A 20259-nucleotide genomic window follows, 5' to 3' on the forward strand; every position below is an offset into this window, starting at 1 on the left:
ATTTAATCTAAAATAATAAATTTTTATTTATACAATACTTTTTTTACAGCCTTAATCACTTCATCACTATTTGGCAACCACTCTTCTAATAAAACTGGTGAATAAGGTGCAGGTGTATCTGCTGTATTAATTTTTATAATTGGTGCATCTAAATAATCGAAGGCTTCTGCTTGAATGATGTATGTAATTTCTGTAGACACATTTCCAAAAGGCCAAGCTTCCTCTAAAATAACTAATCTGTTTGTTTTTTTAACCGAAGTTAAAATGGCTTCTTTATCTAAAGGACGAACCGTTCTAAGATCAATAATCTCACAAGAAATACCTTCTTTTTCTAATTCATCTGCAGCTTTATAAGCTTCTTTTATAATTTTTCCAAAAGAAACGATAGTAACATCTTTACCTTCTCTTTTAATTTCAGCAACTCCTAATGGAATGGTATATTCGCCTTCAGGCACTTCGCCTTTATCTCCATACATTTGCTCACTTTCCATAAAAATAACAGGATCGTCATCACGAATAGCAGATTTTAAAAGTCCTTTTGCGTCGTAAGGATTTGAAGGCACAACTACTTTTAAACCTGGCGTATTAGCAAACCAACTTTCAAAAGCTTGAGAGTGTGTTGCAGCTAATTGTCCAGCAGAAGCTGTTGGCCCACGAAATACAATTGGACATTTAAATTGTCCACCAGACATTTGTCTTATTTTGGCTGCATTATTTATAATTTGATCAATTCCAACTAAAGAAAAGTTAAAGGTCATATACTCTACAATTGGTCTGTTTCCAGTCATGGTAGAACCAATAGCAATACCAGCAAAACCTAGCTCAGCAATAGGAGTATCAATAACACGTTTGGGACCAAATTCATCAAGCATACCTTTAGATGCCTTGTAAGCACCATTATATTCAGCTACTTCTTCTCCCATTAAGTAAATGCTCTCATCTCTGCGCATTTCTTCGCTCATGGCTTCACATATAGCTTCTCTAAATTGAATTGTTTTCATTTGTATAACTTTTATATAGACAGCAAAAATAACAATAAATCAAAGACTTTATTAAAAAGAATTATTTAAAATTTATTATGCACGCATAGTAAATATTCAGAATAAAATAATTAACTTCGTAACCTCAAAATAATTACACATATTTAAATAAGAATTCCGATATGAAAATATTAGTATGTATTAGTCATGTACCTGATACGACTTCAAAAATTAATTTTACTGAAGGAGACACAAAATTCGACACAAATGGTGTTCAATTTGTAATCAATCCGAATGATGAATTTGGCCTAACTCGTGCTATGTGGTTCAAAGAAAAACAAGGAGCAAGTGTTGATGTAGTGAACGTTGGTGGTCCTGAAACTGAACCAACTTTACGTAAAGCTTTGGCTATTGGAGCAGATGGAGCTATTAGAGTAAATATAGCTGCTACAGATGGTTTTGCAGTAGCAAAACAATTAGCAAAAGTAGTTCAAGATGGTGGTTACGATTTGGTAATTGCTGGTCGTGAATCTATTGATTATAATGGAGGAATGGTTCCAGGAATGCTTGCTGGTTTATTAAAAGCAAATTTTGTGAATAATTGTATTAGCCTTGAAGTTGAAGGAACGAATGCAACAGCTGCTCGTGAAATTGATGGTGGAAAAGAAACTGTTTCTACATCTCTTCCACTTGTAATTGGTGGTCAAAAAGGGTTAGTAGAAGAAAGTGATTTACGTATTCCGAATATGAGAGGGATTATGATGGCTAGACAAAAACCATTAAATGTTCTTGAACCAATTGATGCAAGTGCTGAAACTGAATCTGTGAAGTTTGAAAAACCAGCTCCAAAAGGTGCTGTTAAATTAGTGGATGCAGATAATGTGGAAGAATTAGTAAACTTACTTCATAACGAAGCAAAAGTGATTTAATAATCATACAAAATTAAAAACAATGTCAGTTTTAGTATATACAGAATCCGAACAAGGAAAATTTAAAAAAACAGCTTTAGAAGTTGCTTCTTATGCCAAAGCAGTTGCAGACCAAATGGGAACAACTGTTACAGCCATTACTATTAATGCAGAAGACACGTCTGTTCTAGGAAATCATGGTGTAGATAAAGTTTTAAAAGTAAACAACTCGCAATTAGAATCTTTTAACGCAAATGGTTATGCCAATGTAATAGCTCAAGCAGCAGCAAAAGAAGAATCCAAAGTGGTAATAGTAAGCTCTAGTGCAGATTGCAAATATTTAGCTCCTCTATTGGCTATAGATTTAAATGCAGGTTTTGCATCGAACGTAGTTGAAGCTCCATCGAGCATCTCTCCTTTTACAGTTAAAAGAACAGCTTTTACTAATAAAGCTTTTAATATGACATCTATTAATACAGATGTAAAATTAGTTGCAGTATCTAAAAATGCTTTTGGAGTTAAAGAAAATTCAGGAAGTGCAACTGCTGAAGATTTTTCACCTTCAATCCCAGAATTAGGAGTTAAAGTTGAATCTGTTGACAAAGTAACAGGAAAAGTAACTATTGCAGATGCAGAAATAGTTGTATCTGGAGGTCGTGGACTTAAAGGCCCTGAAAACTGGGGAATGGTTGAAGAATTAGCTTCTGTGTTAGGTGCTGCTACAGCATGTTCTAAACCAGTAAGTGATTTAGGCTGGAGACCACATAGCGAACACGTAGGACAAACTGGGAAACCTGTAGCTTCTAATTTATACATTGCTATTGGTATTTCTGGAGCCATTCAACATCTAGCAGGAATTAATGCTAGTAAAGTAAAAGTAGTTATCAATACAGATCCAGAAGCGCCTTTCTTTAAAGCAGCAGATTATGGAATTGTTGGTGATGCTTTTGAAGTAGTTCCTAAATTAATTGAAAAATTGAAAGCTTTTAAAGCTCAGCAATAAATATTTTTTTTAACTTGTATAGTTATTAAGAACTGTTTAAATTACGTATTTACTACAATAACAGCTCAGGTTTTGTAAAATCAAAATATCAAAATCTTTAAATATGACTAAAGCAGTTGGTAAAGTCCTAATTTAAACGGTTCTTTGTTTTTTAAAATTTTATGAGTTTAGTACGTCTTAATATCAAAGGAATTTCATACAGTCAAACGCAAAATGGTGCCTATGCACTTATTTTAAATGAAGTAGATGGTGACCGAAAATTACCTATTGTTATTGGTGCTTTCGAAGCTCAATCTATTGCTATTGCTCTTGAAAAAGAAATTAGACCTCCTAGACCACTAACACACGATCTATTTAAAAACTTTGCAGATCGGTTCGATATTGTAGTCAAACAAGTCATTATTCATAAATTAGTTGATGGTGTTTTTTATTCCAGTTTAATCTGCGAAAGAGATAAAATTGAAGAAATTATTGATGCCAGAACTAGCGATGCTATAGCATTAGCCCTTCGTTTTAACGCTCCTATTTTCACTTATAAAAACATCTTAGATAAAGCTGGAATTTATTTAAAAGTGAATCCTAAAAAAGAAGGTGAAGAAGACGAAGAAGACAGCGTTTTAGTGGATGATTTTATTGCAGAAGAATTAGAAACCGGAACTACAAAAAATATTTACAAAAGTAAAACGCTTGACGAACTTCATAATTTATTAGATGAAGCTGTAGCCAATGAAGACTATGAAAAAGCTGCAAAGATTCGTGATGAAATTTCTAAGCGATAACTAACCAAACCTTACAGATGAAACAATTTTTACTAGCAATTTTTGCTGTTTTTTTCGGAATTACTTCAACCATAGAAGCACAAGAAATAGAAAAAAATTGGCAACTTGAAAGCATTCAAGATCAAACTGGTAAAAATCTAACTGTTAATAAAAACACTGACGCTTTAGAACTTAATGAAGGAGTCTTCAGGTTTTCAGTTAGCTCAGATTCAATCCAAGCATATGGCGATTATATCTACCAAAACAATCTATTGGTATTTTATTATAATAATCCTTCTGATTCTGTAAAAAGATACAGAATTAATGAACTTACAGATTCCACATTAGTTTTTAAAGAAAGAGATTATACCTACTTTTTTTCAAGTGCAAAAACATCCTTTAACGAAGCCATAGCTGAAGGAACTGAAAATAGCATAAAACCTAGTGAAGGATTTTCTTTTAACAGTCTTTGGAGAGGTGTATTAGGAATGATTTCATTAATATTTATGGCTTTTTTATTCAGTTCTAACAAAAAAGCCATTAACTGGAAAACAGTTGGAATTGGTTTAGCATTTCAGTTATTAATTGCTATTGGTGTTTTAAAAGTACCTTTTATTCAAAGCGCATTCGAATCTGTAGGGCAAGTTTTTATCAGTATTTTAGATTTTACAAGAGCTGGAAGTAAGTTCCTATTCGAAGGTTTGGTTGTTGACATGGATACCTTTGGATTTATATTTGCATTTCAAGTGCTTCCAACAATCATCTTCTTTTCAGCTTTAACTTCTGTTTTATTTTACTTAGGCGTCATACAAAAAGCCGTTAAATTAATGGCCATGCTTTTAACCAAGCTTTTAAAAATATCTGGAGCAGAAAGTTTAAGTGTTGCTGGAAACATCTTTTTAGGTCAAACGGAAGCGCCTCTTTTAATTAAAGCCTATCTAGAAAAAATGACTAAAAGTGAAATGCTTCTGGTTATGATTGGAGGTATGGCAACTGTTGCTGGAGCTGTACTTGCAGCATATATAGGTTTTCTTGGAGGAGATGATCCTGCTTTAAGGTTGGTTTATGCAAAACACTTATTAGCTGCATCTGTAATGGCTGCTCCTGGAGCAATTGTTATATCAAAAATATTATATCCTCAAACTGAAAAAATAAATACTGAAGTAGAAGTATCTTCAGAAAAAATTGGATCAAATATCTTAGATGCCATTGCTAATGGAACAACAGAAGGCCTAAGATTAGCTGTAAATGTTGGAGCCATGCTTTTAGTATTCGTTGCTTTTATTGCTATGATAAATGGTATTTTGGGTTGGATTGGAGATTTTTCTATCATCAATACATGGATGGCTGCAAACACACCTTATCCTGCTCTTTCTCTTGAAGCTATTCTAGGAACCATTTTCGCGCCTTTAATGTGGTTAATTGGAGTGGCAAGTGAAGATATTATGATGATGGGACAATTGTTAGGTATAAAATTAGCAGCCAGCGAATTTGTTGGCTATATACAATTAGCCGACTTGAAAAACGTTGCCAACGAAGTGCATTTAAATTATAATAAATCTATTATTATGGCTACCTACATGCTTTGTGGTTTTGCCAACTTTGCATCAATTGGCATTCAAATTGGTGGTATTGGCTCCCTAGCTCCAGGACAACGTAAAACCTTATCAGAATTTGGAATGAAAGCCCTAATTGGCGGAACAATTGCTTCTTTAATTTCTGCAACTATTGCTGGAATGATAATCGGCTAGTGGCAAATCGACACAGATAAATTATTACTATTAGTAAGTATAATAATAAGTTAATAACTTTTAATATAAAACTAGGCTTCTATCCTTTTGATTTGAAGCTTTTTTTTATTTTTATTTTCTAAAATTTTAAGTTTAATTTAAAGTGATTCCTGCTTTAGTGGGAAGTGAATATGAAACAATATTTAGATCTAGTTAAGTACGTTTTAGAAAACGGAAATGAAAAAGGAGATAGAACTGGAACCGGAACAAAAAGTGTGTTTGGCTATCAAATGCGTTTTGATTTAAACGAAGGTTTTCCAATGGTAACTACCAAAAAATTACACTTAAAATCGATTGTTCATGAATTATTGTGGTTCTTAAAAGGGGATACAAACATTGATTATTTAACTGAAAATGGCGTTCGTATCTGGAATGAATGGGCTGACGAAAATGGTGATTTAGGACCTGTTTATGGACATCAATGGAGAAACTGGAATAACGACGAGATTGATCAAATAAAAGAAATAGTCGACACTTTAAAAAAGAATCCAAATAGCAGACGTATGTTAGTTTCTGCTTGGAATCCTTCAGTTTTACCAGACACGTCTAAAAGTTTTAGCGAGAATGTAGCTAACGGAAAAGCTGCACTTCCTCCTTGCCATGCCTTTTTTCAATTTTATGTAGCAGATGGAAAACTATCTTGTCAGTTATATCAACGCAGTGCAGATATTTTTTTAGGAGTACCTTTTAATATTGCGTCATATGCCTTATTTACCATGATGATGGCACAAGTTTGTGGCTACCAAGCTGGAGAATTTATCCACACATTTGGAGATGCTCATATCTACAACAATCATATAGAGCAGTTAGAATTACAGTTATCTAGAGACCCTAAAACATTACCAAAAATGATTATTAATCCTGATGTAAAAGATATTTTCGATTTCAAATTTGAAGATTTCACATTAGTAAATTACAATCCGCATCCACACATTAAAGGAGTTGTTGCTATATAATTTAAAATCTAAATCATGAAATTTAATATATTCTTATTACTTTTTTTTACTAGCTTAATTTCTTTTACACAGGAAAACATTCAAGAATTAGATTCTATTCAAGATTCTGCAGAAGTCCCTTTTGCCATTATTGAACAAGTTCCTGTATATCATGGTTGCGATGAGAACATGGGAAACCAAGCTCTTAAGCAATGTATGGGCTCGCAAATATCTAGTATAGTAAGTAGAAATTTCAACATTAACATAGCTAGAAATTTGAATTTACCCGAAGGTAAAGTTAGAATTATGGCTTTCTTTAAAATTGGTGTTAATGGTGAAATTAAAGATATTAAAGTAAATGCACCTCATAAAGTACTAGAGAAAGAAACTTTAAGGGTAATAAAACTAATTCCAGATTTAGAAAAACCAGGTTATCTTCGTGGAAAAGCAGTTGTAGTTCCTTACACTTTACCAATAGTATTTACTATAGAAAACAAAAAACCATTATCAAAAAAAGAACAAAGAAAACTTGATAAACAAAACAACAAAAGTTAAACATGTTCGGAAAGAAAAAAGATAGACCATTAATAGATAAAGAGCAATTAGAGTTAATTAAAACAGCTCAAAAACGTATCAAGCAAAAAAAGAGCCTGTACATACATTTTGTATTGTTTTTAATTGGCTCTGTAGCAATGATTGTTGCAAGTCTGGTTATTGGAGTTGGTGAAACCTTGAAACCTTTTGGAATAGATTGGTTTGTATACGCTATTATTGCTTGGCTTTTAATATTTTTATATCATGCTTTCAACGTATATTTTACTCACAAGTTCTTAGGTGATACTTGGGAGCAAGAACAACTGAATAAATTGGTTGAAAAACAAAAAACACGTATTGCTAAACTTCAACAGCAAGTAGATAAAGAACATCCTCTTCCAACCGAAAAAAAAACTCCGATAACAAAAACAACCTCGAAGAAATCTGAAATAACTTTAATAGTTGCTGCTGGAGAAAATGATGCTATTGGAAAAAACAATCAACTAATCTGGCATTTAAGTGACGACTTAAAACGCTTTAAAAAGCTTACCAATGGACATCATATTATAATGGGAAGAAAGACGTTTGAAAGTTTTCCAAAACCTTTACCAAACAGAATACATATTGTAATTTCCAGACAAGAAAATTATCAAGTGCCTTCTGGTGTGATTTTGGTTAATAATCTGGAAGATGCTTTCGATGCTGCCAAGTCAGACAAACAACCATTTGTTATTGGTGGAGGTGAAATTTACAAACAAGCCATGCCATTTGCTGATAAAATTGAGCTTACTAGAGTTCATGAAAATTTTGAGGCTGATACTTCCTTTCCTAAAATAGATTCAAATATCTGGAAAGAAACTAGTAATACCTATCATGCTAAAGACAAAAATCACCAGTACGACTTTTCGTTTATTACCTATTTACGCAAGTAAAAAACAGTTAATTAATTACAATTCACTACATTAGCTAAATTAGAATCCCAAATCTAAGCCTTATGAAAGAGTTTCGTTTTAACATATTTACAATTATATTATTATTTGGTTTACTTCTTTTTTCATGCCAATCTATGAATAATTTAACCATGAGTGTAACAGAACCTGCTCCTGTTTATATTCCATCTACTATTAAAAACATAGGTCTTTTAAATCGAAGTTTGGCATCAGACAAAAACAAACCACTAGATAATATTGATCAAATTTTTTCGATTGAAGGAAAGAATCTAGACATAATAGGTGCTAATTATACCCTTCAAGGCATTATGGATGTCTTAGAAAAAGATGAACAATATAGTACCATTAAAATGGTATCGTCTGATAAAATAGAAAATCCAGGTATGGGAATTTTCCCAAGTGCCTTAACATGGGGAACAGTAAATAATTTATGTACTGAAAACAATATAGATGCTATAGTCTCTTTATCATTTTACGATACAGATGCAAATATCTCATACAAAACTAGAACTGTTGAACAGCTAAATGCTTTTGGTATAAAAATACCCATGATAGAACATGAAGCAACAATTAATACCAATATAAAAGCAGGTTTTCGTATTTATGATAATGTCAATAAAATTATTCGAGACGAAATAGTTACAGACAGATGGATTACTTCAATAGGCAAAGGCATTAACCCTTCTAAAGCCATTGAAGCCATTATTGGCAGAAAAGAAGCGCTATTACAGGAAAGCACAAAGATTGGTCAGGATTATGTAAACAGAACCTACCCATTTAAAATTCGCGTAACCAGACAATATTATGTAAAAGGTACAGAAAATTTTGAGATTGGTAAACGTCGTGCTCAAACTGGTGATTGGGATGGTGCAGCAGAATTATGGGAACAGGAACTGAACAATCCTAAAGGTAAAATTGCTGGTCGAGCATGCTATAACATGGCTATTATTAATGAAATAAATGGCAATTTGGAATCAGCAATAACATGGGCTTCTAAATCATACACAGATTACGAAGACAAAAATGCATTGAGATATCTAAAAATTCTTAGAAATAGACAAACCACAAACATTAAGCTACAAGAACAAGCACAATAATATGGCAAACAAATGTATATATGTGTTTCTTTTACTTTCGACTTATTTTAATGGAATAGCACAATCCACTTATAACATTACAATTCCAGATGGAAATTTACATATTACCACTTATGGCCAAGGCGAACCCATTCTAATTATCAATGGTGGTCCAGGAATGAATAGCGAAGGTTTTACGTCTTTGGCTAAAGAATTAGGAAAAAACAACCTTGCTATTTTATACGATCAACGAGGAACAGGTAATTCTACCATTTCTGAAGTCAGTACAAAAACCATGACTATGGATCTCATGGTAAAAGATATTGAAGCTATACGCAATCATTTTAATTTTAAACAATGGATTGTTTTAGGGCATTCATTTGGTGGTATGTTAGCATCATATTATGTTTCTAAACATTATGAAAACATTAAAGCTTTAATCCTTTCAGGTTCTGGTGGTTATGATTTAAGCATCACAAGAAATCTAAATTTACTATCTAAGCTTAGTCAAACTGAACGTGATTCTCTAAACTATTGGAACAGGCAAATTAGTCAAGGAGACACAACGTATCAAGCTAGATACAACAGGGGAAAATATTTAGCTCCAGCTTATATTTATGATAAAAAGCATACACCTATTATAGCAGAACGTTTAACTCAAGGAAACAGAACAATAAATACTTTGATCTGGCAAAACATAAGAGCCATTGATTTTAATTGTACTGAAGCTTATAAAAATTTTAAACAGCCTGTTCTAATTATTCAAGGAAAGCAAGACGTTATGGATGTTTCCATTGCTAAATCAGCACATGAACTATTAACAAATTCTCAATTAGTTTTTATAGATAAATGCGCTCATTATGGTTGGCTGGAGCAACCAGAAATTTACTATCAAGCTATAGAAGCGTTTTTATCTAACAAGTAATAAATATTACATTTTACTAAAATTGCATTCAATACACTAAGGTTAAATACAGGTATTTCATTCTTCATTCAGGCAACCATTTATCTATAAATTACGTCTAATATATAAAGTAGTATCTTGTCGAGACAACAGCTATCATGTAACGTTTTTTGTTATATGTCGTCTTATTTACATTAACCAACCAAAAATCGCCTTTCAATGAGTACATTAAAAATCAGTAATTTATCAAAAACGTATACTAATGGTGTTAAAGCATTAGATAATGTTAGTTTAGAACTAGAGAACGGCATGTTTGGCCTTTTAGGACCAAATGGCGCGGGAAAATCATCATTAATGCGAACACTTGCGACACTGCAGGATGCCGATTATGGAAGTGCCACTTTAGATGATATTGACATTCTAAATCAACCAGCAGAATTACGTAAAGTCTTAGGCTACTTACCTCAAGAATTTGGTGTTTATCCAAGAATTACTGCCGAACAATTATTGACTCATTTAGCTATTTTGAAAGGCATAATAAATAAATCAGAACGAAAAGAGTTGGTAAAATATTTACTCGACAAAGTTAATTTATACGACAAGCGCAATAAATCTGTCAAAGGATTTTCTGGTGGTATGAAACAACGCGTTGGTATTGCTCAAGCACTTATTGGAAACCCCAAATTAATTATTGTTGATGAGCCTACTGCTGGTTTAGATCCTGGTGAACGTAACCGATTCTATAACTTACTTGCCGATGTTGGCAAAGATGTTATAGTTATTCTTTCAACCCATATTGTTGACGATGTAAGAGAATTATGCACGAATATGGCCATAATGAACTTGGGAGAAATTGTTTTTCATGGATCTCCACAAGTCGCAATTGATGACTTAAGAAGCAAAGTATTCCAAAAAATTGTGAACAGAGACGAACTTGAAACCTATGCGAACGAGTACAAAATTATCTCTAACAAAATGGTTGCTGGAAGACCTCTAATTCACATATATAGTGAAGAAAATCCACAAAATGGATTTGAACAAGTAACACCTAACCTAGAGGATGTTTTCTTTTCTAAAATCAACACATCTAACGTACTTGTTTAATCTTTACTAACCATTTTAATCATGTTTAAAACATTCTTTTTATCGGAATTAAAATATACACTTAGACAACCAATGGTGTATATTTTTATATTCTTCTTAGCATTAATGGAGTTCTTTGCAACAGTTAGTGATAACGTACAGGTTGGAGGAGCAATTGGTAATGTCTATAGAAATTCGCCATATACGATTACACTTCATGTGACTATTTTTTGCATATTTAGTTTATTAATGGCTGTTGCTTTTTTTAATAATGCAGCCTTACGTGACCATAATAATGAGTTTAATGAAATTCTATTTACAACCCCTTTAAGCAAATCAGGATACTTTTTTGGTCGTTTTTTTGGCGCTTTAGTCGTTTCAACTTTACCACTTATAGGTGTTTTTATTGGTGTTCTCATAGGTACTTATATGAATACAATTTTTGGATGGATTGATGTAGAACGCTTTGGCCCATTTTACCTTGAAACCTTTGTAAACAACTACTTATTGTTTGTCTTACCGAACATGTTTCTCGCTGGAGCTGTCATTTTTGCCATGGCAAATAAATGGAAAAGCACAGTTATTTCTTTTGTAGGTGGATTGTTAATTATTATAACTTACATAGTTTCCGGTTCGTTAATGTCTGATGTTGATAACGAAACTATTGCTGCTTTATCAGATGTATTCGGTATTAACACCTACGCTATTGAAACCAAATATTTTACACCAGCTGAAAAAAACACAGTTAGTCCTGGGTTTTCTGGTGTACTGTTTTGGAATCGATTAATCTGGACTAGTGTTGGAATTATTATTTTATTAATCTCTTATTTTAGTTTTTCTTTTAAAGAGAAAAATAAAAAAATTAAGAAGGAGAAAGTATCTAAATCGGAAAAAGAAACGGTTTTTACTTTACCAAAATTAAATCCTTCATTTAATGCCAATACGAACTGGATTCAATTCAAGAGCTTCTTTTACACCAACTTCTTGAGCATTGTAAAGAGCATCACTTTTAAAATATTATTTTTATTCTGTATTATCATTTTAGTTGCAGATTTAAGTGTCGGATTTGAATATTTTGGGCTTCAATCTTATCCACTTACCTACAAACTTATAGACTCAATTAAAGGCAATACAAATATCTTTACCATCATTATTCTCATATTCTTTAGTGGTGAATTAATATGGCGTGATAGGGATTATAAAATAAATGAGGTTGTTGATGCTACAGCACACACATCGTTTATATCCATGGCAGCTAAAGCCTTATCACTTGTTTGTATTACTTCAATTTTAAACTTATTTTTTATTGGCATTGCAATTGTTTATCAGCTTCTTCATGGATTTACACGTATTGAATTAGATGTCTATCTATTAGATTTCTTCTATGAAAATCTTGCGCTATACATCATTTTTGGAGGTATTATGATTATGATTCAAGTGCTTTCTAGTAATAAATACATTGGTTACTTTATATCTATACTTGTTTTATTAGTTTGGAGTATAGTCTTGAATATTTTAGACATCACTTCTAATATGTTAAATATTGGAGGAAGTGCTTCTGTATTCTATTCAGATATGAATGCCTTTGGACCTGGTTTAAAAAGCACATTATGGTTTAATTTATATTGGATTCTATTATCCCTTTTAGGATTATTAATTGCAGGTGCTTTATGGAGTAGAGGTTCTAAAAACTCATTGTGGAATCGCATAAAAACAGCAAGAAAGGAAGTGCCTAAAAGTTATAGAGGTGTTATACTTATTACAGCAGTTGCTTGGTTAAGTGTAGCAGCATTTGTTTATTATAATACACAAATTTTAAATCCATACCTCTCGAGTGATAACTTAGAACAATTATCAGCTGAATACGAAAAAAAATATGGCAAGTACAGAGAAGTTATATCTCCTAAAGTTACAGATGCAAAGTATTACATAGATATTTTTCCTAATAAAAGAGATATTCATGTCAAGGCCGATTTAGAATTAACCAATGCTTCTGATAAACCTATTGATTCACTTCATTTTTATAATAATGAAGGTTGGGACACCAAGTTAATTATACCTAATTCAAAGGCCGTTTACAAAGACACAACCTATTTGTTTACAATCTACAAATTGAGTCCTCCTTTACAACCTGGAGAAAAAATAACTATGACTGTAAATAACAAATACATTACAAAAGGATTTAGTAATGGTCAAGGGAATACAATGATTGTTAAGAATGGTACATTCTTTAATAATAATGCTATTCTACCAACTATGGGTTATAATGATGGTTATGAAATAGGCGATAATAATACACGTAAAAAATACGACCTCCCTGAAAAAGAACGCATGCCAGAACTTACAGCAGGTGTTACCGAATTGCATATGGGTAATTATATTTTTAATGGACAATCAGATTTTATTGATGTTGAAACCGTAGTTTCAACTTCTGTTGAACAAACAGCAATTGCACCTGGTTCTTTAATAAAAAAATGGGAAGAAAATGGACGTAATTATTACCATTATAAAACCGACACGCCTTCTTTAAATTTCTATTCATTTATGTCAGCAAAATTTGAAATAGCAAGACGAAAATGGAATGGTATAGATCTTGAAATCTATTATGATAAAAAGCATCCTGAAAACGTAGAAATGATGTTAGATGCTATTGAGCGCTCATTAGCATATTACACCAAAAATTTTGGACCATATTTTCATAAGCAATGTCGTATTATAGAGTTTCCACGTTATGCCTCTTTTGCACAAGCATTCCCAGGAACAATGCCTTATTCTGAAGCCATTGGTTTTATAATCAATTTAGAAGACGAAACTGAAAACAATATTGTCGATGAAGTCATAGCGCATGAAATGGCTCACCAATGGTGGGCACATCAAGTTATTGGAGCCTATATGCAAGGGAGCACTTTGCTTAGTGAAGCCTTTTCTGAATATTCTGCATTAATGACCTTAAAAAGCATTAATGAAAATCCTATGAAAATGCGAGAATTTCTTAAATATAATCACGATCGCTATTTACGCGGACGAAGTGGCGAACGCGAAAAAGAATTGCCTTTATACCAAGTAGAAAATCAAGGCTATATTCACTATGGAAAAGGAAGTGTTATTTTATATGCGTTACAAGATTATATTGGTGAAGACAGTGTAAATACTGCAATGAAAGGCTTTCTAGAAGAATACCGTTACAATGGACCTCCTTATCCAAGTTCATATGACTTCTTACGCTATTTAGAACCACAAGTACCAGATTCATTAAACTATATAATTAAAGATTGGTTTAAAGAAATAACTCTTTATGACAATAGATTAATAGATGCAACATATAAGACTTTAGACAATGGTAAGTTTGAAGTAACCATGGAAATTGAAAGTTCAAAAGTGAAATCGGATAGTCTTGGTAACGAAACAAAAGTTGCCATTAACGATTGGATTGATATTGGTTTCTTTATGGATAATGATGAGAACAGGCTATACCAACAACAACGCGTGAAATTTAACAAAGATAAATCCTCAATCACAGTTCAATTAGATTCACTACCTGTTAAAGCTGCAATTGACCCAAGACATATATTAATAGATCGTGTATATAACGATAATATTAAAAGTTTAAAATTAGAAGATTAGTATTTTTTAAACAATTTCAAAATACCCTAAATCATGAATCTGGTTTAGGGTGTTTATTTATTTTAATATTCCTTAATTTTGCCACATGATAAAAGATCTTCAGTTACGTATTAGTTTAAAAGAAGAAAAAATTCCAAATATTCTTTTAATTAAATCTGCTGAAAACTTAGGCATGTCCAGAGATAAAATTTCTGGCATTAAAGTGCTTCGAAAATCTATCGATGCACGCAAGCCCAAAATAATTTTAAACTATAAGGTTGCTGTTTACATTAACGAACCAGTTCCAGAAAAATCAGAATACACCTTCGATTATAAAGATGTTTCTAAAGCTAAACCCATACATATTATTGGTTTTGGTCCAGCAGGTATATACGCTGCTTTACGTTGTATCGAGTTAGGTTTTAAACCCATTGTTTTAGAAAGAGGTAAAAATGTGCAAGACAGACGTCGCGATTTAAAAGCTATCAATCAAGACCATTTTGTTAACGAAGATTCCAATTACTGCTTTGGCGAAGGTGGAGCAGGAACATATAGCGATGGGAAATTGTATACACGTAGTTTAAAACGTGGCGATGTAAGACGCATTTTTGAAAACCTAGTTTTTCATGGAGCTACAGACCAAATTCTTGTTGATGCTCATCCACATATTGGCACTAACAAACTCCCAAAAGTGGTTACAAATATTCGTGAAACCATTTTAAAATATGGTGGAGAAGTGCATTTTGAAACTCGTGTAACCGATTTTAAAATCAAGAACAATAAAATTCAAGCCATCCAATTACTTAATGGCGAGGAACTCTCAGCAAATCGTGTGATTCTTGCAACTGGACATTCGGCAAGAGATATTTATTATCTATTACATAAAAAGAAAATAGCTTTAGAAGCGAAATCTTTTGCCATGGGAGTTCGTGTAGAACACCCACAGCATATTATAGATTCTATTCAATATCATTGTACTGGACAAAGAGACGAATTACTTCCGGCTGCTTCCTATAGTTTGGTACAACAAGTAAACAATAGAGGTGTGTATTCTTTTTGTATGTGTCCTGGAGGCTTTATAGTTCCAGCAGCTACTGCCAATGGCGAAGTAGTTGTAAATGGCATGTCTCCATCTAGAAGAAACAACCAATTTGCAAATTCTGGCATAGTAGTAGAATTAAATGTAGAAAGAGATTTCCCAAAATACGAACACTTTGGTGTTTTAAAAGGTTTAGAATACCAGAAAGATTTAGAACGCTTGGCTTTTACTGCTGGAGGACGAACTCAGTCTGCTCCTGCACAACGTTTAACAGATTTTGTAGAAGGTAGATTATCTTCAGATTTAAACTCGACGTCTTATCAACCTGGATTAAAATCGGCTCCTTTACATTCTCTTTTACCAAAACTCATTGGTGGAAATTTACGTCAAGGTTTTAAAGCATTTGGCGAAAAAATGAAAGGTTATTACACTGCAGAAGCCAATGTAGTTGGTGTTGAAAGTAGAACCTCATCGCCTGTAAGTATTCCTAGAAATGAAAATTTAGAACATCCTGAAATTGAAGGTTTGTTTCCTTGTGGTGAAGGTGGTGGTTATGCTGGAGGTATTGTTTCGGCAGCCATGGATGGAGAGCGTTGTGCTGAAGCGGCTGTTATTGGATTATAAAAACAAAACAAAGCTAACTTATCATCTAAAAAAATTATTCCTATTTTTGCAACATTAAAACTAGAAAGACATGAACGCATATATATTTCCTGGTCAAGGAGCACAATTTTCTGGAATGGGTTTAGACCTTTATGAAGGATCAACTTTAGCACAAGAATTATTTGAACAAGCCAATGATATTTTAGGCTTTTCTATTACAGATGTTATGTTTCAAGGATCTGCTGAAGATTTAAAAGAAACTAAGGTAACACAACCTGCTATCTTTTTACATTCAGTGATATTGGCTAAAATTTTAGGCAATAGTTTTAAACCAGATATGGTTGCTGGACACTCGCTTGGTGAATTTTCAGCATTAGTAGCTAATGGCACTTTAACATTTGAAGATGGTTTGAAATTAGTATCTCAACGAGCTTTGGCTATGCAAAAAGCCTGTGAACTACAACCAAGTACCATGGCTGCCGTTTTAGGATTAGACGATGATATTGTTGAGAAAATATGTGCTACAACTGATGGTATTGTTGTTGCTGCAAATTACAATTGTCCAGGGCAACTTGTTATTTCAGGAGAAGTTGAAGCCATAAACAAGGCTTGTGAAAGTTTAAAAGAAGAAGGGGCTAGACGTGCTTTAGTGCTACCTGTTGGTGGCGCTTTTCATTCGCCTTTAATGGAACCTGCTCGAGAAGAATTGGCATCTGCTATTGAAAACACCTTTTTCAATAAACCTAATTGTCCTATTTACCAAAATGTAACAGCTTCTGCTGTTTTAGATGCTGCTGCAATAAAAACAAATTTAATTTCTCAATTAACTGCTCCTGTAAGATGGACACAATCTGTTCAACAAATGATTACAGATGGAGCTACTTTATTTACAGAAGTTGGTCCTGGAAATGTATTGCAAGGTTTGGTTAAGAAAATAAATAGAGATGCACAAACAGCTTCGGCTAATTATACTAAAGAAGCTTAATGAAATTATCTCGAAACTCTTTTATTGTCCTTCTTATTGTCTTAAATATAGCCTTAGACCAGATTTCTAAAGTTTTAACACGCCTATACGTAACACCAGGAAGTGAGACTCCAATTATTAGAGATTTTTTCACATTACATAATGTGGAAAATTCTGGAGCTTTTCTTGGCATGGGAAGCGATTTAAATCCAACTTTGAGAATCATCTTTTTACTAATACTACCAATTCTGGTTTTAGGTTATGTAACTGTTCATATTATTAAAAATAAAGAACTAGACAAACTGTCTTTAATAGGATTTTGTTGTATTGTTGGAGGAGGAATAGCGAATGTTTACGATAGAATAGTATATGGTTCTGTAACAGATTTTTTCCACATAGATTTAGGAGGTGTTTTTAAAACTGGTATTTTTAATCTAGCTGATATGTCAGTCATGTTAGGACTTGGTCTTTTATTATTTGCTGGTTTTAAAAACAAAAAGGAAATAAAAAAAGCATAAAAAAAAGCCTCTTTAAAAGAGGCTTTCATTTTTATCTTGCTAGATTGCAAGCTTCGCAATCTTTAATTTCACCATAATAGGTTTCGCGATATTTGTGAATGGTTTTAATTGGGATGCTTAAGAATGCTTTTTTAATATAAGTTACTTTAGTAAGCAGTTCTCCCATTTTAGGCGTGTACCTTTTTTCTTCTTTTGTTTCTCTTTTAATTGTAATCAATTTCATGTTTTCCGTTATCATTTAGGCTACAAAGTAACAAAGATGATTACAGAATTCCAAAAAATGAAAGCTAAATCCTTGTTAATCAATATATTATTTATAATTCCTCAACAGAATCAATATATCACTAACAAATCTTCAACATATCAAGCATTTGAGTGAAGATTTCTAATTTTTAAGGTTTTGAAAGTTTTTGTTCCCAATTCCATGCCGAACACATAGCATCATCAAGAGTTAATTTAGCAGTCCAACCTAATTCCTTGTTAGCTTTATTAGTATCTGCATAGACCGAAATAACATCTCCTTCTCTTCTATCAGCAAACTTATAATTTAATTTTTTACCAGAAACACGTTCGAAAGAATTGATAACTTCTAATACAGAACTTCCTGTTCCAGTTCCTAAATTAAACACTTCAAAATCTGCTTTATTCTTATTGCTTATTAACCTTTCTAAAGCAATAACATGAGCTTTAGCTATATCTACTACATGAATATAATCTCGAATACATGTACCATCATTAGTTGGATAATCATTACCAAAAACTGACAGTTGATTTCTTTTACCAATAGCTGTTTGAGTAATATAAGGCACTAAATTTTGTGGTACTCCAAGAGGTAATTCGCCAATATTAGATGACTCGTGAGCTCCAATAGGATTAAAATACCTTAATGAAATAACATTAAAATGTGGATTAATATGACATGTATCTTTTAGAATTTCCTCTCCAATTTGTTTGGTATTTCCATAAGGTGATAATGCAGGTTTTACTGGAGCTTCTTCTGTTATTGGTAATTTATCTGCTTGACCATAAACTGTACAAGAGGAACTAAAAATAAAATTAGCTTTATCAATATTTTTATATTCCTGAAGTAAATAAACTAAAGAATTGATATTATTTTCATAATACATTAAAGGCTCAATAACACTTTCTCCAACTGCTTTACTTGCAGCGAAATGGATGATACCTTCAATATTATTATGACGAATAAAAAAATCTTTTACTCGTAGTTTATCTTTTAAATCTATATTTTCAAATTCAGGTTTTATACCAGTTATAATAGTGATACCATCTAAAACTTCAATAGAAGAATTTGATAAATTATCTATAATAACAACCTCGTATCCTCTATTTTGTAATTCGACAACTGTGTGAGACCCAATAAAACCTAAACCTCCTGTAACTAAAATTTTAGCCATTTATAAATTCTATAATTTTAGATGCTATAAATTCAATTTGCTCATCATCCAACTCCGTATGCATAGGCAAAGAAATAACGTCTTTTACTAATTGGTTTGTAACTTCAAAATCGGCTTCGTTATAACGAGAATCCTGATATGCTTTTTGTTTATGAAGTGGTATTGGATAATAAACGCCACACGGAATAATATTTGAATTTAAAAAGGCAACAAGTCCATCTCTATCTACGCCATTAAGTTTTAAGGTATATTGATGAAATACATGGTTGTCTGAAGTTCCATATTCAAAAGGAGTTGTTATTTTATCAATATTTTTGAATGCTTCGTTATATTTATTTGCAGCTTCTCTTCTTGCTTTATTATAACTGTCTAGTTTTTTTAATTTAATATCTAAAACAGCTGCTTGAATAGAATCCAATCTGGAGTTTACACCAACTACATCGTGATGATAACGTTCATACATACCATGATTAACAATCCCTCTAATAGTATGAGCTAGTTCATCATTATTTGTAAAAATAGCTCCTCCATCGCCATAACATCCTAGATTTTTAGAAGGAAAAAAAGACGTAGATGCCACATGACCAATAGTTCCAGCTTTTGCCTTTTTACCATTCTTAAATGAATAAGTTGCTCCAATAGCTTGAGCATTATCTTCAATAACAAATAAATTGTGCTCTTTAGCAATATCCATGATAGCATCCATATTGGCACATTGCCCAAACAAATGCACAGGTACAATAGCTTTTGTTTTAGGTGTAATAGCCTTTTTAATGGCTTCAATATCAATATTGAAATCATCTGGATTTACATCTACTAAAACAGGTGTTAATTGTAAAAGCGCAATTACTTCTACAGTTGCAGCAAAAGTAAAATCGGCTGTTATAACCTCATCTCCTGGCTTTAAACCCAAAGCCATCATAGCTATTTGCAAAGCATCTGTACCGTTTGCACAAGGAATAACATGTTTGACTCCTAAATAATTTTCAAGATTTTTTTGAAACTCATGAACCTTTGGTCCATTAATGAAAGATGTGTTTTCAATTATTTCCTGAATGGCAGGATTAACAGCATCTTTGATACCTTTATACTGACCCTTAAGGTCAACCATTTGAATTTTTTTCATATAGCACGAAATTACAAAATTCGTAAACGTTAACCAATGAAATTCTATCAAAGAAGTGTATTTTAGCAGG

The 20259-nt window shown here is 32.4% G+C and carries 18 protein-coding genes; 14 read left to right on the forward strand and 4 right to left on the reverse strand.

The genetic code is table 11. The annotated features are described in order from the left end of the window. Nucleotides 1-23: 23 nt before the first annotated feature. Nucleotides 24-1001 (reverse strand): pyruvate dehydrogenase complex E1 component subunit beta, encoded by a 978-nt coding sequence (locus FVF61_RS04210; RefSeq protein WP_148453698.1) that lies wholly within the window; start codon nucleotides 999-1001, stop codon nucleotides 24-26. A 161-nt stretch (nucleotides 1002-1162) separates the two neighbouring features. Between FVF61_RS04210 and FVF61_RS04215 the strand changes: the two genes are divergently transcribed. The 14 genes from FVF61_RS04215 to lspA all read left to right on the forward strand — a co-directional run bounded on the left by FVF61_RS04215 (nucleotide 1163) and on the right by lspA (nucleotide 17648). Continuing rightward, nucleotides 1163-1909, forward strand: coding sequence for an electron transfer flavoprotein subunit beta/FixA family protein (locus tag FVF61_RS04215; protein ID WP_148453700.1), 747 nt, complete (start codon nucleotides 1163-1165; stop codon nucleotides 1907-1909). Between the two features lie 22 nt (nucleotides 1910-1931). Further along, nucleotides 1932-2891, forward strand: coding sequence for an electron transfer flavoprotein subunit alpha/FixB family protein (locus FVF61_RS04220; RefSeq protein ID WP_148453702.1), 960 nt, complete (start codon nucleotides 1932-1934; stop codon nucleotides 2889-2891). Nucleotides 2892-3052: 161 nt separating this feature from the next. Further along, complete coding sequence (locus tag FVF61_RS04225) at nucleotides 3053-3670, forward strand: bifunctional nuclease family protein (RefSeq protein ID WP_148453703.1); 618 nt, start codon at nucleotides 3053-3055, stop codon at nucleotides 3668-3670. 17 nt (nucleotides 3671-3687) lie between these two features. Next, on the forward strand, nucleotides 3688-5400 hold the full coding sequence (locus tag FVF61_RS04230) for a nucleoside transporter C-terminal domain-containing protein (protein ID WP_148453705.1): 1713 nt from the start codon (nucleotides 3688-3690) through the stop codon (nucleotides 5398-5400). Nucleotides 5401-5570: 170 nt separating this feature from the next. Next, a complete protein-coding gene (locus FVF61_RS04235) occupies nucleotides 5571-6395 on the forward strand; it encodes a thymidylate synthase (protein WP_148453707.1) in 825 nt (274 codons plus the stop codon). 15 nt (nucleotides 6396-6410) lie between these two features. Next, nucleotides 6411-6929 carry an energy transducer TonB gene (locus FVF61_RS04240; protein ID WP_148453709.1) on the forward strand — a complete coding sequence of 173 codons (519 nt, stop codon included), beginning with the start codon at nucleotides 6411-6413 and terminating at the stop codon, nucleotides 6927-6929. Nucleotides 6930-6931: 2 nt separating this feature from the next. Continuing rightward, nucleotides 6932-7840, forward strand: a complete 909-nt coding sequence (locus tag FVF61_RS04245; protein WP_148453711.1) for a dihydrofolate reductase — start codon at nucleotides 6932-6934, stop codon at nucleotides 7838-7840. 149 nt (nucleotides 7841-7989) lie between these two features. Then, nucleotides 7990-8955: a DUF6340 family protein gene (locus FVF61_RS04250; RefSeq protein ID WP_233586688.1), complete on the forward strand. Its 966-nt coding sequence runs from the start codon at nucleotides 7990-7992 to the stop codon at nucleotides 8953-8955. 1 nt (nucleotide 8956) lies between these two features. Then, complete coding sequence (locus tag FVF61_RS04255; protein WP_148453715.1) at nucleotides 8957-9859, forward strand: alpha/beta fold hydrolase; 903 nt, start codon at nucleotides 8957-8959, stop codon at nucleotides 9857-9859. Between the two features lie 198 nt (nucleotides 9860-10057). Further along, entirely contained in the window at nucleotides 10058-10942 is an 885-nt protein-coding gene (locus FVF61_RS04260) for an ABC transporter ATP-binding protein (RefSeq protein ID WP_148453716.1), read from the forward strand. A 21-nt stretch (nucleotides 10943-10963) separates the two neighbouring features. After that, nucleotides 10964-14545: a M1 family aminopeptidase gene (locus tag FVF61_RS04265; protein ID WP_148453718.1), complete on the forward strand. Its 3582-nt coding sequence runs from the start codon at nucleotides 10964-10966 to the stop codon at nucleotides 14543-14545. Nucleotides 14546-14630: 85 nt separating this feature from the next. Beyond that, nucleotides 14631-16187 (forward strand): NAD(P)/FAD-dependent oxidoreductase, encoded by a 1557-nt coding sequence (locus tag FVF61_RS04270; protein WP_148453720.1) that lies wholly within the window; start codon nucleotides 14631-14633, stop codon nucleotides 16185-16187. Nucleotides 16188-16257: 70 nt separating this feature from the next. Beyond that, nucleotides 16258-17151 (forward strand): ACP S-malonyltransferase, encoded by an 894-nt coding sequence (gene fabD / locus FVF61_RS04275; RefSeq protein ID WP_148453722.1) that lies wholly within the window; start codon nucleotides 16258-16260, stop codon nucleotides 17149-17151. After that, nucleotides 17151-17648, forward strand: coding sequence for a signal peptidase II (lspA, locus tag FVF61_RS04280; protein WP_148453724.1), 498 nt, complete (start codon nucleotides 17151-17153; stop codon nucleotides 17646-17648). Before fabD ends, lspA begins: the two co-directional genes overlap by 1 nt. 31 nt (nucleotides 17649-17679) lie before the next feature. Here lspA and FVF61_RS04285 read toward each other — a convergent pair whose 3' ends face one another. The 3 genes from FVF61_RS04285 to FVF61_RS04295 form a co-directional block, all read right to left on the reverse strand. Beyond that, entirely contained in the window at nucleotides 17680-17871 is a 192-nt protein-coding gene (locus FVF61_RS04285) for a hypothetical protein (RefSeq protein WP_148453726.1), read from the reverse strand. Nucleotides 17872-18040: 169 nt separating this feature from the next. Then, complete coding sequence (galE, locus tag FVF61_RS04290) at nucleotides 18041-19063, reverse strand: UDP-glucose 4-epimerase GalE (RefSeq protein WP_148453727.1); 1023 nt, start codon at nucleotides 19061-19063, stop codon at nucleotides 18041-18043. Further along, nucleotides 19056-20189 (reverse strand): DegT/DnrJ/EryC1/StrS family aminotransferase, encoded by a 1134-nt coding sequence (locus tag FVF61_RS04295; protein WP_148453729.1) that lies wholly within the window; start codon nucleotides 20187-20189, stop codon nucleotides 19056-19058. The genes galE and FVF61_RS04295 overlap by 8 nt, the downstream gene beginning before the upstream one ends. Nucleotides 20190-20259: the final 70 nt, after the last annotated feature.

Origin of the sequence: Xanthomarina maritima, from assembly GCF_008084905.1 — a bacterium.
Classification (GTDB): domain Bacteria; phylum Bacteroidota; class Bacteroidia; order Flavobacteriales; family Flavobacteriaceae; genus Xanthomarina; species Xanthomarina maritima.

Bases quoted from the DNA above. Each gene is read 5' to 3' on its own strand.
- FVF61_RS04210 (WP_148453698.1), bottom strand. From the start codon at position 1,001: ATGAAAACAATTCAATTTAGAGAAGCTATATGTGAAGCCATGAGCGAA.
- FVF61_RS04215 (WP_148453700.1), top strand. From the start codon at position 1,163: ATGAAAATATTAGTATGTATTAGTCATGTACCTGATACGACTTCAAAA.
- FVF61_RS04220 (WP_148453702.1), top strand. From the start codon at position 1,932: ATGTCAGTTTTAGTATATACAGAATCCGAACAAGGAAAATTTAAAAAA.
- FVF61_RS04225 (WP_148453703.1), top strand. From the start codon at position 3,053: ATGAGTTTAGTACGTCTTAATATCAAAGGAATTTCATACAGTCAAACG.
- FVF61_RS04230 (WP_148453705.1), top strand. From the start codon at position 3,688: ATGAAACAATTTTTACTAGCAATTTTTGCTGTTTTTTTCGGAATTACT.
- FVF61_RS04235 (WP_148453707.1), top strand. From the start codon at position 5,571: ATGAAACAATATTTAGATCTAGTTAAGTACGTTTTAGAAAACGGAAAT.
- FVF61_RS04240 (WP_148453709.1), top strand. From the start codon at position 6,411: ATGAAATTTAATATATTCTTATTACTTTTTTTTACTAGCTTAATTTCT.
- FVF61_RS04245 (WP_148453711.1), top strand. From the start codon at position 6,932: ATGTTCGGAAAGAAAAAAGATAGACCATTAATAGATAAAGAGCAATTA.
- FVF61_RS04250 (WP_233586688.1), top strand. From the start codon at position 7,990: ATGAGTGTAACAGAACCTGCTCCTGTTTATATTCCATCTACTATTAAA.
- FVF61_RS04255 (WP_148453715.1), top strand. From the start codon at position 8,957: ATGGCAAACAAATGTATATATGTGTTTCTTTTACTTTCGACTTATTTT.
- FVF61_RS04260 (WP_148453716.1), top strand. From the start codon at position 10,058: ATGAGTACATTAAAAATCAGTAATTTATCAAAAACGTATACTAATGGT.
- FVF61_RS04265 (WP_148453718.1), top strand. From the start codon at position 10,964: ATGTTTAAAACATTCTTTTTATCGGAATTAAAATATACACTTAGACAA.
- FVF61_RS04270 (WP_148453720.1), top strand. From the start codon at position 14,631: ATGATAAAAGATCTTCAGTTACGTATTAGTTTAAAAGAAGAAAAAATT.
- fabD (WP_148453722.1), top strand. From the start codon at position 16,258: ATGAACGCATATATATTTCCTGGTCAAGGAGCACAATTTTCTGGAATG.
- lspA (WP_148453724.1), top strand. From the start codon at position 17,151: ATGAAATTATCTCGAAACTCTTTTATTGTCCTTCTTATTGTCTTAAAT.
- FVF61_RS04285 (WP_148453726.1), bottom strand. From the start codon at position 17,871: ATGAAATTGATTACAATTAAAAGAGAAACAAAAGAAGAAAAAAGGTAC.
- galE (WP_148453727.1), bottom strand. From the start codon at position 19,063: ATGGCTAAAATTTTAGTTACAGGAGGTTTAGGTTTTATTGGGTCTCAC.
- FVF61_RS04295 (WP_148453729.1), bottom strand. From the start codon at position 20,189: ATGAAAAAAATTCAAATGGTTGACCTTAAGGGTCAGTATAAAGGTATC.